Origin of the sequence: Gryllotalpicola daejeonensis (assembly GCF_039538145.1) — a bacterium.
GTDB classification, from domain to species: Bacteria; Actinomycetota; Actinomycetes; order Actinomycetales; family Microbacteriaceae; genus Gryllotalpicola; species Gryllotalpicola daejeonensis.
The window spans coordinates 1,821,625-1,835,737 of sequence record NZ_BAABBV010000001.1 but is presented as its reverse complement, the minus strand read 5'-3'; the positions used below and the strand labels follow the sequence as shown (position 1 = coordinate 1,835,737).

Genomic DNA, 14,113 nt, shown 5'->3' with positions numbered 1-14,113 from the left:
GCTCTCGCCGCGTCGGCAGGCGGGGTAGCGTCAGGTCATTGTGGATGTACAAGCAGGCGTTGTATCGGCGAAGTCACCGGTAGCCGACCTCGTGACGCTGCGCCTGCTGACGGCGCTCGCCGAGGTCGGCTCGATCTCGGCGGCGAGTCGGCGCGTCGGGATCTCGCAGCAGGCCGCGTCGATGCGGATGCGCCAGCTCGAGCAGCGCCTCGGCATCGCCCTGCTCCAGCGTGCGGCGCGTGGCACGGCGCTGACGAGCGAGGGTGCGGTGACTGCGGAGTGGGCAGCCGAGATCGTCGAGGCCGCGGACCGCTTTGAGGCGGGAGTGGCCGCCCTGCGCGAGCAGCGCGCCCCGCTCAGCGTGGCATCTAGTCTCACAGTCGCCGAGTACCTCCTGCCTCGGTGGCTGATCGCCGCGCGCGCCGTCGCGGCGCCAGATCGGGGAGTCTCGATCACCGCGACCCATAGCACCCAGGTGATCGAGCTCGTCACGAGTGGCCGGTGTGGGCTCGGCTTCATCGAGTCGCCCCAGTCGGTGGGTGCGCTGCGGGCGGACGTCGTCGCGCGTGACGAGCTAGTGCTCGTCGTTCCGCCCAGTCACGAGTGGGCCCATCGCGGCGCGATCACGCCGAGCGTGCTGGCGCGCACCCCGCTGATCGTGCGCGAGCTGGGCTCAGGCACAAGGCTGAATGCCGAGCAGATTATGACGGATGCCGGCTATCCGCCGGTCCCGCCGCTCGTCGAACTTCCCACCACGGCGGCGATCCGCACGGCCGTCGAGGCCGGCGCTGGTGTCGCGATCCTTAGCATTCTCGCCGTCCGTGACGACATCGCCGCCGGCCGCCTCGTACGGGTGCAGGTCCGCAGAATCCGCTTCGTCAGAGAACTGAGGGCGATCTATCCGCAGGCTTCTTCGCTTCCGCCTGAGCTTCAGACGCTGCTCGCCGTGGCATCCCGAATCGGGTGAGCGGCGGCCGAGCGGGTCCACGAGGCCGCTATGCGGCGGCTTCGGCTGTGACCGCGGCCAGCACCCCAGCGAGCGCATCGAGGGTCTCGGTCGTAGTCGACAGGTCAAACTCGTCCGCGAGAACATGGGGATCGCGATAGAGCAGCTCGGCACCGGTGGCGGTCTCGCGCACCAGCACCCGTAGCGGCAAGTCGAGACCGGCCCGCGCGTCCGCGAGCATGACCGCTGTGCCGACCGACGGGTTCCCGAAGATCACCACCGTCTCTCCGGCAAGCGCCACCCCCGCAGACTGGGCAGCAGCCGCGTGATCGATCACCGCCGACACGGTGATTCCCCGCCGTTCGACAGCGGCTCGCAGCGCCGCCACCGCATCGTCGACGGTCTTGGCCGTGCGCTCAGTCCGAAAGCTTCTGTTGTCGCCCATGCGCCAATAGTGGGGTCCTATGCGCATCTGTGCCACAGACATGTCCGGAATCGAGTGGTTCATGGCCAGACCACTGCGACATGCAAAGTACGACGCCGCGCACTGTGGAAAGGAGACGATCCGTCCCACCCCTCCTCCCGCTCAGAAAGCGAACTCACCATGACTGAACTCATCGCAGGAATCGAGATCCCGGACACGGAGGCCGCAGCGGATACCACGCGCCTCGTGTCCGAGAGCACGAGCCCGCTGCTGTATCACCACTCGCGGCGGACGTTCCTGTTCGCCACGCTGCACGCGCGGCGGCTCGCGCTGGAGCCCGACGTCGAGCTGCTGTACATCGCGTCGATGTTCCACGATGTCGGTCTGCAGACGCCGTTTTCGGACAAGATCCAGCGGTTCGAGGTTGACGGCGCCGACCACGTCCGGCGCTTCCTTCTCGAGCGGGGCTTCTCGTCAGACGCGGCGGATACAGCGTGGGAGGCGGTCGCGCTGCACAGCACCCCCGAGATCCCAGGGCGGATGGGGCCCGAGATCGCTCTGACGCACCTTGGGGTGCTCACCGATGTCGTCGGGTTCGGCTTCGACGGAATCGACTCCGACACGATCGCCGAGATCACCGCAGTCCACCCGCGCGAGAACTTCAAGCACGGATTCATCCGCGAACTCCACGACGGCGTCGTACACCGTCCCCAGACCACGTACGGCGCGATCAATGCGGATGCCCTGGAGCATCACTCGCCCGGGTTCCCCCGCATCAACCTGGTCGAGCGGGTCAAGAATTCGCCATGGGCCGAGTGATCAGCGCAGCGCGGTCCGGAAGCGGCGCTGGTAGGCGGCCGGCGACATCTGCAGCTCGCGGGTGAACACGCGCCGCAGGCTTTCGTAGCTCGGAAACCCGGCCCGCGCCGCAGCCTCTGTCGCCGTACGGCCCTGGCTCAGAAGCGCCCTGGCAATGTCGAAGCGCACGGATTCGACGTAGCGCGCCGGCGTCGTGTCGAGCTCTTCGCGGAAGAGGCGCGTGAGGTGCCGCTCGCTGACGTTCAGGCGCTTGGCGAGCGCTGCCAGCGAGAAGTCGCCAGCCGGATCGGCGGTGACGAGCTCGACGATGCGGCGCAGCGCAGGCGTCTTCGGCGGGTCGCTCGCAAGCGGCACCGAGAACTGCGACTGGCCGCCCGCGCGTTGAAGATAGACGACGAGCAGGCGTGCGACGTCGCGCGTGAGCTCCGCGCCGTGGTCGTCCTCGACGAGTGCGAGTGCGAGGTCGATGCCCGAGCTCACGCCGGCGGAGGTGTAGGTCGATCCGTCACGCACATAGATCGCGTCCGGGTCCACGGTGACGCGCGGGTATCGCTTCGCGAGCTGCGCTGCCACGCGCCAGTGCGTGGTCGCGCGCTTGCCGTCGAGTGCGCCCGCCGCGGCGAGGATGAACGCCCCGGTGCAGATCGAGGCGATCCGGCCGGAGCGCGCAGCGATGGTGCGGGCCGCGTCCGCCAGCGCCGGGTGCACAGTGGTCTTCGGGTAGATATCGCCGCCTGCAATGAGGAACGTGTCGACACGCGGGACGTCTGCGGCGGCGGCAGTGACCGTGAGCCGGATGCCGACCGAGGTGACGACGTCGGCGCCGGTCGGCGAGACGAGCTCGATGACGTAGTCGGCCCCGAGCCGGTTGGCCTCGGCGAAAACCTCAGCGGGCCCTGAGACGTCGAGCAGCTTGACGCCGTCGTAGACCAGGATCGCCACGCGGTGCGGCCCCTCGCGGCGAGCGGCGCGGGCCGGACCATCGCTGATGTCCGGAATCGGGTGACTCACGGCTGAACCCGTGCGGCGCGAGGCATCCGCTTCGGCGCATCGTGAGAGCACGACCAACAGTCCGGTCCCGCACACCGCTCAGAAAGCGACCTTTCCATGACCGAAATCATCGCAGGCATCGAGATCCCCGACACGATCACCGCGGACGTCGCCACGAGGCACGTCGCCGAGATCTCGAGCCCGCTGCTGTTCCACCACTCGCGCAGGGTGTTCCTGTTCGCTGCGTTGCACGCGCGCCGGCTCGGGCTCGCGCCCGACCCCGAACTGCTCTACGTGGCGTCAATGTTTCACGACACGGGCCTGCACACTCCGTTCTCGGACAAGGTCCAGCGATTCGAGGTGGACGGCGCGGACCACGCCCGTTCCTTCCTCCTCAAGCGGGGCTTTCCGCAGGAAGCGGCGAACCTCGTATGGTCCGCGATCGCGCTGCACACCACTCCGGAGCTGCCAGGCCGGATGGACCCCGAGATCGCGCTCACCAATCTCGGCGTGCTCACCGACGCCATCGGCGTCGGCTTCGACGACATCGACCCCGACGCGATCGACGAGATCACCGCAGCACACCCGCGCGGCGACTTCAAGAACGAATTCATGCAGGCCTTCCACGAGGGCTTGAAGCACCGGCCCGAGACCGCCTACGGCACGATCAACGCCGACGTCCTTGAGCACTTCGTGCCCGGCTACCGCCGCGACAGCATGGTCGAGCGAGTCATGAACTCGCCCTGGGCGGCGTGATGTCAGAGGGCCGGCGTCGCGCCGGGTTCGCCGTGCTCGCCGTCGCGACCGTCGCGCTCATGGCCTCCGCCAGCGCACCCTCGCCGATCTACCCCATCTACCGCGACCGTTTCGGCTTCTCGGTCGCGATGCTCACTGTGGTTTTCGCGGTCTACGCCGGCACGCTGCTGATCGCATTGCTGACGGCTGGCTCGCTCAGCGATCGCATCGGCCGCCGGCCAGTGCTCATCGTCGCCCTGCTGCTCGCCGCCGCGAGCACGGCTGCCTTCTGGACGGCTGACGGGCTCGGCGCGCTGCTTGCCGCGCGCGTCGTCCAGGGCCTCGCCAGCGGTGCGGCCATGAGCGCGCTCGCCGCGGCATTGCTGGACTTCTCGCCGACGTCCCGCCCGCAGGCCGGCGCCTGGGTGACCGCGATCGGCACGGGCGTCGGGATGGCTGCCGGCGCCGGCGGCGTCGGGCTGCTCCTCGAGGCCACCAGCCGGCCCGACCGCGTCGCGTTTCCGATCCTGACCGCCGTATTCGTCGCGCTCGCCTGCTTCGTTCTCGCATTGCCTGAGACCGTGAAGCCGAGCGGATTCCTGTGGGCGGCGCTGCGTCCACGAGTGAGTGTCGACCCGGCCGCGCGATCGATGTTCTGGGCGACGGTGCCGACGACGATCGCCGGCTGGGCCGCGACGGGCCTCTTCCTCGCCCTCGTGCCGTCGCTCGTGCACGAGGTGCTGCACGTCGAGGTCGCCGCGATTGGCGGGTTGTCGATCGCCGCGTTGTACGCCGCGGTCGTCGCGGGCGGCCTGCTGGCGAACCGCACCCGGATCGTGAGCGTCACCGTTGCGGGCGGCGGGCTGCTCGGCGGCGGCGCGCTTCTTCTTGCAGGAGCCGTCGGCGCGGCATCCCCCGCGCTCTTCACCATCGGCGCGCTCACGCTCGGCGTCGGCGTGGGCCTCACCTTCAACGGCAATCTGCGCGCGGTCGGGGCGGTTACCTCGTCCACCGGGCGCTCGGCGACCTTCGCCGCCGTGTATGTCGTGAGCTACGTCTCGTTGAGCGTGCCCGTCCTTCTGGCCGGTCTCGCCGAACGCGCCTGGGGACTGGCGCTGACCGCCGACGCCTACCTCACTTTCATCGCTCTTGTCGCCGTCTTCGCGCTGACACGAGCATTGACCACCACCCGAATCACGAAGGAAGCGAACGCATGAGTACTTTCGAGCCCACGGATGCCGTCCACCAGCAGATGAAGGCGCTGCGTGCCCACACGCGCGGCGGCCCCGAGCAGCTGGTCTATGAGGACGCCCCAACCCCGCCGGCGCCGCAAGGCGACGACGCCCTCGTGAAGGTGGCGGCGGCCGCCATCACCTTCGACGAGTTGACCTGGCCCGAGACGTGGGAGTCGGGCGGTGTCGATAGGACGCCGATCATCCCCTCCCACGAGTTCGCCGGAACCGTCGTTGGCACCGGCCCCGATGCGCACGGCGTCGCCGCCGGCGATGAGGTGTTCGGCCTCGTGCCGTTCAACCGGAATGGCGCGGCGGCCGAGTACGTGCTGGTGCCGGCATCCTCGATCGCTCACAGGCCGTCTGGCGTGACGGCCGTAACCGCCGCAGCCGCCGTGCTGCCTGCGCTCACCGCGATGGAGGCGCTCGACGAGCAGCTGCAGCTCACGGCCGGGCAGCGGCTGCTGGTGCGCGGGGGGACGGGTGGCGTCGGCGCGTTCGTCGTGCAGCTCGCTCACCGGCTGGGTATTGAGGTCACGGCGACCGTGCGTTCGGCCGAAGCGGCCGAGCGCGCACGGCGGCTCGGCGCGCAGACTGTGCTCGTCGGCGACGAGGCGGACCGCGTCGCGCCGGCGAGCTTCGACGGGTCGATCGATGCTGCCGGGGCCGGCTCGCCCGAGTGGCTGTACCGTTCGGTGCGCCCCGACGGCCGTGTGATCATGCTGCAGGAGCTGCCCGACGCCGAGCTGGCGAAGCGGTTCGATGTCGACGCCCGGTTTTTCGTGGTCTCGGCTCGCGCGGCGAGCCTCGCGCGGCTCGGCGAGTCGCTTGCGACCGGTGAGTTCGAGGTCGCGGTGGCGCAGACCTTCACGCTCGCCGAGGGGCGCAAGGCATACGAGAGTCGAGGCCGCGCCGCAGCGCCGGGCAAGACGGTCATCGATGTCGCAGGCGTGCGGGCTGCATGACGTCACGGCCGATGGTCGCCGCCCTGGCGGCACGGGTCGCTGCCGCCTTCGATGACGAGCTGCAATCGCGGCTTGCCGCGCACGGGCACCGGGGTGTCCGTGCGCGGCACGCCGCCGTGCTCGATCACATCGACCCAGAGGGGACGCGCGCGACCGAGATCGCGGCGCGCAGCGGCGTGCACAAAGCGACGCTCGGTCAGCTGATCGATGAACTTGAGCGCCTGGGTTATGTGAGACGGATGCCTGACCCAGTCGATCGCCGCGCAAAGCGCATCGTTCTCACGGCGCAGGGCGTCGACCACCGCCGGCGCGTGCGACTCGCGGAGTCGGATCTCGAGGCGGCGTGGCGTGCTGAACTGGGATCCAAGGAATGGGCCGCGCTTCAGGTGCTGCTTGAACGGCTGGCGTCGATCGCCGGCACGTTTCCGGAGTCTCGGACCGCCTTGCGGTCTCGCTCGTGAGCCCGCGAGCGCTTTTCGGGGTGCACAATTCGCAGCCCCGGGCTCATCGCCCGCGCGCCGTGGGGCCCGATCCGTTGGGCGACGATGACCTCACGATTTTCAGGGGCAGAAAACCCGCAAGATGACGAGGAGTCGGATTTTAAATAGCTGGTAGTTGATGATTTTCGATGTTCTGTGATCACATTGAGTGACTTTGGATGTCATTGAGTTGTGGGCAAAGTGTGGGCACGCCGGCCGCAGCGACCGCGGTCCCGAAGTGTCACCGATGTATTGATACGCGAGCGTCACCGATGTCCTGAGACAGAACAACCGCGGGCCCGAAGTTCGGTGCATGATCGAATAACGCCACTAAGCCGGGCGGCATGTCTCTGCCCTGAGCGCATCTCGGCCAACCCGAGATCGTGCCCAGTCCGACGCGTATTGAGCGACATGCACCCGCTCCCGGCTTGCGGATTGCCCCGGCCTAACTGCCGGTGCACTCCGAGGCGGTCGCGCGGGAGGGGTCCCCGACCGATAGCCCGGAGCCGGGCGCGGTAGGCAGGCGAACTTCATGAAAACACGACGCGCCCGCTGGAAGGAGTCTGTGAGAGCGCAAAGGCTCCAGCGGCTTTGTATTCTGCGTCACAGGCGTACGAGGACGGAGTCAGGTGACAGGTGCAGAAATCGCGGGCATCGCAACCAAAGGCCTGCCCCTTGTCGCCCAAATCGCGAAGCGACTGTCGCGTTCATTTACATATCGGTGGCAGGTTTACCGGCGGGTTAAGAGTCGCGTCGACTTCACTTTCCCCCGAATGCCCTATCGCCGCTGGTTGAAGACGATCACGCCAGATCAACTCGACGCGCCGCTCGAATCCGGCCAGCCCGCTCTCGCCGCGTCGCTTGGCGAGGCCTTGCGCACGGATCTTTCATGGGGCCAAGACGACGCCCACCTGAGACGCGCATTCCGACTTGTGGCGGAGACATACGAGGCAATGCTCGGCTTTGCAAGCGACGTCGATGCGCGAATTCTGCAGGAGCACTGGCACCGTCGAAGGCAGAGCGAGATCGTAGCCTCGCTCGAAAGGCTGAACCCCCCGGTCTCGCGAAAAGACGTCGCTGAGCGCTTGCGACGAGAGTCCGACAGCCGCAGACAGACCCGACTCAGTCCCTTCGGGCTGACGGCAGATCGCGTAAGCGTTGCGCTAGGTCAGCTTGAGACCCGACGCCCACAGCTTTCACCCGGAAACGTAGCGGTCCTCGTGGGACCGTACGGAGCGGGAAAGTCAGAACTCGCTGAGTCTTGGTTCCGCGAGCGAATTGGTGACTTCGAGGCAGATGACGAAGCTGCACTTCCAATCTGGCTGCATGCCACGGAGCTCACAAGCAACGCGCTCGAACACCTTGTTAGTTCGCGAATGAGGGACGCAGGTGGTCCCCTGGGAGATGCCGCCGTCGTTATCGATGGCCTCGACGAAACTGATGCTCAGACGGCATCGCGCGCGCATCAGCAGGCGCGGATATTCGTGGCATCCCACCCGCTGTCGCGCGTGTTGCTGACCAGTAGGCCCGGAGTTGTCGCCGCCGATGATGAGATCCGTTGCGAGGGCTTGGACATCAGCGATGCGCGAAGTCTCGTCGAATCCGTCGCAAATCAGCCACATGCGTCCTGGAGCTGGGATCCAAGCCTTATCGAGTCGCTTCGGAGACCATTCTTCGCAATCGCAGCGGGGTTCATGATTGCAGAAGATCAGAAGCCAGCAGGGCAGGCGGAACTCATCAAACGCCTTGTCGAGCGCGCGCTTGCGGCCACGTCGTCGTCAACAGCGGCTGTCCAGACCCCGACTGTCTTCCAACTCCTAATCCGAGTTGCGCTCGCTACAACTCGCACGGCAAACGTCGACGACGGACTCACCTTCGTCGATCGCCAGCAAGCACGACAAAGCAATCTGCTGCGCGCGACCCCGGACGGCCATCTCGAATTCTCGCTCCCAATCTTCCAGCAATGGTTTGCAGCGCAGGCGCTGCTGCACGAGCCAGATCTCGTCGGTGAGGCAATTCAAAGCAGTACGAATTTTGATCGGTGGCGCTGGGCGCTCGCAGTCATGGGTGTCCTGGCGCCTGTTGCAACGCTTGACGACATGTTGGACCAATGTCTACGAGCTAACCCCGGTGCTGGCTCCTGGCTGTTAGCTCAGATCGCACATGGACATTCATGGTTTCGGGAGACCGGGACAAAACACGAGCCGGAAGTCGCCGCGCCGGAGCGTCTATTGCGTGCGACCAGAACTTGGATCGACTCGATCGGGCCGCTGGCGCCTCGCGTTTTTCCTGTGACTTCACAGTCGCAACCCATCGCACTCGGGGTCGGAGTTGGCGCAAGCAGCCTCAGCTTTGCATGGAAGCGTATGCCTGGCGAAGTCGACAGCGTCGAAGATCTGCCCCCGGGAATACACCCCATCACCGGGGTAACCAGCGAATGGATTCCGGATCGCGCCGGTGGTTTCCCAGAAGGCAATGAGTGGCCCTGGGTGATTGTGAGGGACAAGATTGCCGGCGCGACACTCGACATCCTTAATACCGCCGAGGACCTCGGGCCGCCCGACGGCGTTTGGCGCCTCGAAAGCCGGTACCGTGCAGCAAGGGCGCTGACGAAGTCAAACTCCAGCCAATTCCCACCGATCGGAAGGCAAGCAATCCTTCAAGCGGGAGCACCGCTCAAGGCCGCGCTCGGAGATCTCACCCAAGCGAAGGTGAAAATAGGTCGTCACCTTATCGACGGCCGAACTATCGAGGACCTACTGTCCTGGGCGAACTCGTCCACCGATGACTGGCTGCAACGTCCGGCACCAGTACCTGATATTCCCTTGGGTCAAGGCAATGGATGGATTTGGAGTTACTACTCGGACACCAGACTTCAAGAGTTCTATGCCGAAGTCTTCGGCCTTGCGTGCGTTGCGTACGTCGAAGTCGCCGGTACGGCCTTTGCGCCCTTCAGTTGGTCGTTGGGGATGGGCGCCGATTCTGAGTTCGGCGTCATCGCGAGCCTCTCGTTCAGCGATTCGGGAACTATGGGTCGGCATATGCCAGGGCTAAGCAGCGCAATCGTGCCCGCTGCACTCTTCGAGCGTGCAGCGGATGAGCAACGAGACCGAGCGCTGTTCGCGAAACGCGGGCGAGCGCTAGTGACAGTCGACGAACGCGGCAATGCCGGCGACTGGGTCGAGCGGTTCCTCGATGAGAACGCTCGGCACATTGCAACGGCCGCAGAGTCCAGAGGGCCTTTCGCCCGAGGCTACGTCCATTCACTATCGATCGCCGACCAGGAGACGCACGAGCGGCCAGCGAGTCTCATGGCCGCCGGATGGTTGTATTCCGATCTCCAAAAGCTCGGCCTCGGGAAGGGCACATTTCCTCGACTTGTCTAGTTGGCCCTGAGCAAATGACGTATCTCGCACCTCTTGGCGCCAATGGGCCGGCCACATGTCGAGTCCAGGCGGCAGCGGGCCCTCTCGTAGCGCGCGAGAAACGTCTCATGCTGCGTGTCAACCAACGCGACCTCTGATTCGCTCCCGGCTCCAGCGAGGTTCGAGATCGCTGTGTACTAGCAGGCGATCCGCCAATCGCTCGAGGCGGACGCCCGGAATCCGGTATCCCGATCTTTGGGCGGTCCGGATGCTCACTTGTCCCTGCGGTCGCTCCAGCAGACAGAGGGCCGGTCGGCGCCGCGCCCGGGACTTGGCGCATGAAACGTATGTCCGCACTCGGTCCGGACATCGTGAAGGCTGGCCGTACCGAACTGGAACCACGTCCAAAGGCCAGAGCAGCAATCGAGACGGGCGACGAGAAGGGAACGAAGGGGTTCCTAGGCAGTGGACGCAACTAGTCCGAGGAAACGTGGGTGCGAATACACCTAGGTGCGAATGCACGCAGGCACCATTCGAGGTGACGGCCGAAACCGGCTCGAGGCCAGAGGATCCGAGGCAACCGGGTTACTGGCGGTGGGGGTCTCATGATCGAGGCGTTCGCGGTATGGAGCCCTGCCTATTCGGCTATCTGTTCCTCGAGGGCCGCGCTCAGCTGTGGCAGATGCGCGTCGATAACCTCGCGGATCGTTGCGACATCAACGCCGAAGTACTCGTGAACGAGGATGTTCCGAAAGCCGCGAATCTGCGGCCACGGAATCTCCGGATGCGCGCCAGTGACGTCAGTCGGCAAGGCGTTCGCGGCTTCGCCGATGACCTGCAGGTTGCGCTCGATGGCATCCTGGGCCATATCGACAAGAGTCGGATCGTCACCGTCGAGGGAACCGGCGTAGCGCTGGCATTTTGCGATTGCCTCGAGGATGTCCGCTATGCGCTCCGATGAGGTGCGGCTCACAGGTCGAGCGCTTCGGCGAGTGCCGACTCGGAGATCGGATGCTTGAGCAGCTGTGCCGGGAAGATGTCGATGTCGTCTCGCGCGTAGAGCTTCCGCGTCTCTTCCATGAGACCAGAGGCCCGCATCAGAAGGTTGCCCGCGGTCGGATCCATCTCGACAAGGATGTCGATATCGCTTCCCTCGTGGGCATCCCCGCGGGCGACGGAACCGAACAACTTTGGGTTCTTCGCGTGGTATTTGGCCAGTAGAGCCTCGAGTTCGCCTCGCCGCGCACTGATGACCTCGCGCAAGGCGAGGCTCGGCGGCGTAGGGATCGACATGTATCTAGGGTAAGCGCGCGGACTGCGGCGGCGGCGACTTCGCGGCACCTCTTCGCACACAGGCTGTGAGATGTAATTTTAGGGTTCCATCAATGGGTGTCCGTGTCTGGATCCGGGCTGGATGATCAGTGAGCGACGGGAATGATGGCCTGCGGCCGTCGGCCTCTTACCTCATGTTGGTCAGGTACGGCAGCGCGATTGAGATTCCGCGCCTGACTCTCGGCATGACCGAGTTGATCCACATAAACAATTCCATCAGAGGCCCGAGCTGGACCGTGCTGCCCCAGCCTTGCACTTTCTGGCCGTCGAACGTTTCCATCTGAAGCTGTCCCGTGCCATCCCCAACGAAGAGAAGCACTCCCTTGTCGAGGACAAAGAGCGCGTCCAGTTTGCTCAGCTGCGTCCCTGACCCATCGGACGACGGCACGAGCGGTTCGCTCGTAAGTCGTTGCTGGATCGTGTCCAGCGACAGGCTGCTCTCCATCGCAATGGCGAAAAATGGAAAAGACATAACGAAGCGGGCGATATCCGAGGGGTTCGAATGCTGGACCTGGTCGCCGACATTGGGAGTCATTCGCATTTGGCGCAACTGCGCCCCCTTGCGGAGTATGTCGCCGAGCGCTTCTCCGTCTAGGCGTGTCTTGACTTCCCCGATGGCAGACACTCCCTCCGCTAGATATAGGCCAGGCTCTTCGACGCCGTAGACCAGCGGCTGGTCTTCATTGGCAATGATCACATCGAGTTGCGGGCTTCGCGTTCCATATCGATCGATCACCTCGCCCGTTCCTACATCGAGGCGCCGCGGAAGGTGACCGCGGAGGAACGCACGTACTGCGTTCTCTAGCACGTCTCCGCGCACGCCACGGTGATCGAAGTCTGATCGCGCTTGCTGCAATGCCGCGCGCAGGCGCGTCTCTTCCGCATCGAACGCCCCGCGCATTCGCCCCAACAGTTCAGGAAATGGCTCACTAGCCATACTCTCGGACCTCCGCATCATGTCGAGCCGTGGGCAGGCTAGTACTAACCGCCGACAGCGCTGCGCGATCCGACTCGCAACCACCGCGGGCCGACTTCAGATCCGAATCCGGTTCGGTCGCGTAGGTGAGGAGACGGATGGGCCGGCGGGCAAACCGACCCGAAACCCCCGACCTAAACCACGCGTCAGCCTCGCGGGACCTGCAATAGGGCAGGATCTGGGCATGACGGACGAATCGTGGCGCGCGTGGGAACGCCGCCTCGGACGGATAGCCGTGGCTTCTTCGGCTTGGCAAACGCGGACGAATCGTGCCGAGGAAGTGCCGCCTCGGAGCGCGCTCGGCGGTGATGACACGTCGAATCTGAGCGTCTCCGGGCTCGCGTGGTACTCGCTCGTCGTCGCGGTGGAACACCTCGAGTTCGTACTCGCAATGATGCGTGCGACAGGCACAACCTATCCAACTGCCTACATGACCAGCCTTCGATCGGCCCTCCTCGCTGCGTCACACGCGCTATGGGTGCTTGCGCCAGTCCGTAGAGCCGACCGGCGAGGTCGGGCGATGAGGCTTTTGATTCAGGATCTCACCGATCAACGGAAGCTCGTTGAAAGTGCAACTGGGCTCACAGAGCAACAGCTCAAGGCACAGGTTCGCGACGCGAAAGCGCTGACCGAGCGGCTTGACCTGTGCCGCGGAACCGTAGCCGAACTCGGACTCGCCAAGTCAAGCAACGCGGCACTGAACAACACCGATGTCGTCAACTTTGCCGCGCGGCACATCCACGACGACCCGGCCGCAACCAGCGGAGTCGAACCGCTTTGGCGCATGGGCAGCGCGGCGGCTCACGGTCAGCGTTCGTTCGCGCTGATGCGGATGGATCGCAACGTCGTCACAACTGGAGCCGACGGGAAAAGAACCGTGGAGCTGCGGGGGGACATTGTTCATGACATCGGGCCCGCGGCCGCCGCGGCAGCGCTCGCTGTCAACGAGGCATTCAGACTCTTTGATCTCAGATGCGGCCGAGTACAGGCGCCTGGTGAGAAGTTGCCTCGATTCAATGAGTTGTAATGCGCCGCCGGGCTGCCCGCTCTAGCGAAGTCTTCCCAATCTCGCCGAGCGTACTGAGTCTGTCGCGCTGGCTCGGGCCGATCGCGACTTTCGATTGCCTGTGCCAAAGCGCGCGAGGCGCGGCCGTGGCGTCGCACATGTGTGCCGGCACGACGCGCCTGGTGAAAATGCTGCAACGGTAGGGCCGCTGCAACACGTATGCGACTACTACTGGGCCGAGCCACGCGATGAAATCGAGCGGCAAGAACGACAGCGACGTGATGACGATGAGTCAACGCCACGATGGTGCAATGCACGCAGGCTCAATCTTGAGAGCGCGACGAACTGTGCCTGACGCATGACTCGCGCAACAACCGGGTTACAGCCCGAGCGCGTCCGATAGTCGTGCGCGCCATCTGCGCGCTGTTTCTCTTCGGGTTGTGCAACTTGCAGGTATGAGGACAAACACACGAGCAGAGCGAGACGCGCGACGTCGCGCCGCCTACGCCCGACAGCGGGCTCAGCGCGATGCGGCAGCGGCAAGGAACGCCGTCCATGAGGAGGCCAGGGCCGCCGCGCGGCGCGCCGCCGACGCGATCGACGCGCTCGAGGACGGCTGGGGCGGCCGCACTCGCGCACTCAATGAGCTGGACGAGCTCAGCCGCGCGCTGGTGAGACTGCAGCGGGAGGAAGTGCGGCTGCGGAGCCAGCGCGACGAGCTCATCGACGCGCTGCGCGCGGCCGGCGCCAGCTGGACGCTGCTCGCGCTGCGCACCAAGCTCAGCCGCCAGGCGCTCATCAAGCGCCGCGGCGTAGCCGATGTCGGCGGCCAGGCCTAGGGTTC

The 14,113-nt window shown here is 65.5% G+C and carries 14 protein-coding genes; 9 read left to right on the top strand and 5 right to left on the bottom strand.

What is annotated here, in order from left to right; translation table 11 throughout:
• The first annotated feature begins 91 nt into the window (after positions 1 to 91).
• Entirely contained in the window at positions 92 to 967 is an 876-nt protein-coding gene (locus tag ABD736_RS09020; RefSeq protein WP_344791414.1) for a LysR family transcriptional regulator, read from the top strand.
• Positions 968 to 995: 28 nt separating this feature from the next.
• Here ABD736_RS09020 and ABD736_RS09015 read toward each other — a convergent pair whose 3' ends face one another.
• Positions 996 to 1,391 (bottom strand): DUF302 domain-containing protein, encoded by a 396-nt coding sequence (locus ABD736_RS09015; protein ID WP_344791413.1) that lies wholly within the window; start codon positions 1,389 to 1,391, stop codon positions 996 to 998.
• 159 nt (positions 1,392 to 1,550) lie between these two features.
• On the opposite strand from ABD736_RS09015, the gene ABD736_RS09010 reads away from it, so the two are divergent.
• Complete coding sequence (locus tag ABD736_RS09010; RefSeq protein ID WP_344791412.1) at positions 1,551 to 2,189, top strand: HD domain-containing protein; 639 nt, start codon at positions 1,551 to 1,553, stop codon at positions 2,187 to 2,189.
• On the opposite strand, the gene ABD736_RS09005 is transcribed toward ABD736_RS09010, so the two are convergent.
• A complete protein-coding gene (locus tag ABD736_RS09005; RefSeq protein WP_344791411.1) occupies positions 2,190 to 3,200 on the bottom strand; it encodes a GlxA family transcriptional regulator in 1,011 nt (336 codons plus the stop codon).
• Positions 3,201 to 3,296: 96 nt separating this feature from the next.
• Here ABD736_RS09005 and ABD736_RS09000 point away from each other — a divergent pair, with 96 nt between their 5' ends.
• The 5 genes from ABD736_RS09000 (at position 3,297) to ABD736_RS08980 (ending at position 9,976) form a co-directional block, all read left to right on the top strand.
• The gene (locus ABD736_RS09000; RefSeq protein ID WP_344791410.1) at positions 3,297 to 3,935 is read left to right on the top strand and encodes an HD domain-containing protein; all 639 of its coding nucleotides are present in this window, start codon (positions 3,297 to 3,299) and stop codon (positions 3,933 to 3,935) included.
• Positions 3,935 to 5,131 carry an MFS transporter gene (locus tag ABD736_RS08995; protein WP_344791409.1) on the top strand — a complete coding sequence of 399 codons (1,197 nt, stop codon included), beginning with the start codon at positions 3,935 to 3,937 and terminating at the stop codon, positions 5,129 to 5,131. The genes ABD736_RS09000 and ABD736_RS08995 overlap by 1 nt, the downstream gene beginning before the upstream one ends.
• Positions 5,128 to 6,111, top strand: a complete 984-nt coding sequence (locus ABD736_RS08990; RefSeq protein ID WP_344791408.1) for an NADP-dependent oxidoreductase — start codon at positions 5,128 to 5,130, stop codon at positions 6,109 to 6,111. The genes ABD736_RS08995 and ABD736_RS08990 overlap by 4 nt, the downstream gene beginning before the upstream one ends.
• Before the next feature lie 11 nt (positions 6,112 to 6,122).
• Positions 6,123 to 6,572 (top strand): MarR family winged helix-turn-helix transcriptional regulator, encoded by a 450-nt coding sequence (locus tag ABD736_RS08985; RefSeq protein ID WP_344791407.1) that lies wholly within the window; start codon positions 6,123 to 6,125, stop codon positions 6,570 to 6,572.
• Between the two features lie 647 nt (positions 6,573 to 7,219).
• On the top strand, positions 7,220 to 9,976 hold the full coding sequence (locus ABD736_RS08980) for an NACHT domain-containing protein (RefSeq protein WP_344791406.1): 2,757 nt from the start codon (positions 7,220 to 7,222) through the stop codon (positions 9,974 to 9,976).
• A gap of 616 nt (positions 9,977 to 10,592) precedes the next feature.
• Here the strand turns inward: ABD736_RS08980 and ABD736_RS08975 are convergent.
• The 3 genes from ABD736_RS08975 to ABD736_RS08965 form a co-directional block, all read right to left on the bottom strand.
• Positions 10,593 to 10,928 carry a HepT-like ribonuclease domain-containing protein gene (locus ABD736_RS08975; protein ID WP_344791405.1) on the bottom strand — a complete coding sequence of 112 codons (336 nt, stop codon included), beginning with the start codon at positions 10,926 to 10,928 and terminating at the stop codon, positions 10,593 to 10,595.
• Positions 10,925 to 11,248: a nucleotidyltransferase family protein gene (locus ABD736_RS08970; RefSeq protein WP_344791404.1), complete on the bottom strand. Its 324-nt coding sequence runs from the start codon at positions 11,246 to 11,248 to the stop codon at positions 10,925 to 10,927. Before ABD736_RS08970 ends, ABD736_RS08975 begins: the two co-directional genes overlap by 4 nt.
• Before the next feature lie 166 nt (positions 11,249 to 11,414).
• Entirely contained in the window at positions 11,415 to 12,224 is an 810-nt protein-coding gene (locus tag ABD736_RS08965) for a DUF6602 domain-containing protein (RefSeq protein WP_344791403.1), read from the bottom strand.
• 223 nt (positions 12,225 to 12,447) lie between these two features.
• Here ABD736_RS08965 and ABD736_RS08960 point away from each other — a divergent pair, with 223 nt between their 5' ends.
• Together ABD736_RS08960 and ABD736_RS08955 are read left to right on the top strand one after the other, a co-directional pair.
• Positions 12,448 to 13,290 (top strand): hypothetical protein, encoded by an 843-nt coding sequence (locus tag ABD736_RS08960; RefSeq protein ID WP_344791402.1) that lies wholly within the window; start codon positions 12,448 to 12,450, stop codon positions 13,288 to 13,290.
• A 434-nt stretch (positions 13,291 to 13,724) separates the two neighbouring features.
• Complete coding sequence (locus ABD736_RS08955; RefSeq protein ID WP_344791401.1) at positions 13,725 to 14,108, top strand: hypothetical protein; 384 nt, start codon at positions 13,725 to 13,727, stop codon at positions 14,106 to 14,108.
• Positions 14,109 to 14,113 lie beyond the last annotated feature (5 nt).

Bases quoted from the DNA above. Each gene is read 5' to 3' on its own strand.
- ABD736_RS08995 (WP_344791409.1), top strand. From the start codon at position 3,935: ATGTCAGAGGGCCGGCGTCGCGCCGGGTTCGCCGTGCTCGCCGTCGCG.
- ABD736_RS09010 (WP_344791412.1), top strand. From the start codon at position 1,551: ATGACTGAACTCATCGCAGGAATCGAGATCCCGGACACGGAGGCCGCA.
- ABD736_RS08970 (WP_344791404.1), bottom strand. From the start codon at position 11,248: ATGTCGATCCCTACGCCGCCGAGCCTCGCCTTGCGCGAGGTCATCAGT.
- ABD736_RS08955 (WP_344791401.1), top strand. From the start codon at position 13,725: ATGAGGACAAACACACGAGCAGAGCGAGACGCGCGACGTCGCGCCGCC.
- ABD736_RS08965 (WP_344791403.1), bottom strand. From the start codon at position 12,224: ATGGCTAGTGAGCCATTTCCTGAACTGTTGGGGCGAATGCGCGGGGCG.
- ABD736_RS08985 (WP_344791407.1), top strand. From the start codon at position 6,123: ATGGTCGCCGCCCTGGCGGCACGGGTCGCTGCCGCCTTCGATGACGAG.
- ABD736_RS08960 (WP_344791402.1), top strand. From the start codon at position 12,448: ATGACGGACGAATCGTGGCGCGCGTGGGAACGCCGCCTCGGACGGATA.
- ABD736_RS09015 (WP_344791413.1), bottom strand. From the start codon at position 1,391: ATGGGCGACAACAGAAGCTTTCGGACTGAGCGCACGGCCAAGACCGTC.
- ABD736_RS08990 (WP_344791408.1), top strand. From the start codon at position 5,128: ATGAGTACTTTCGAGCCCACGGATGCCGTCCACCAGCAGATGAAGGCG.
- ABD736_RS09000 (WP_344791410.1), top strand. From the start codon at position 3,297: ATGACCGAAATCATCGCAGGCATCGAGATCCCCGACACGATCACCGCG.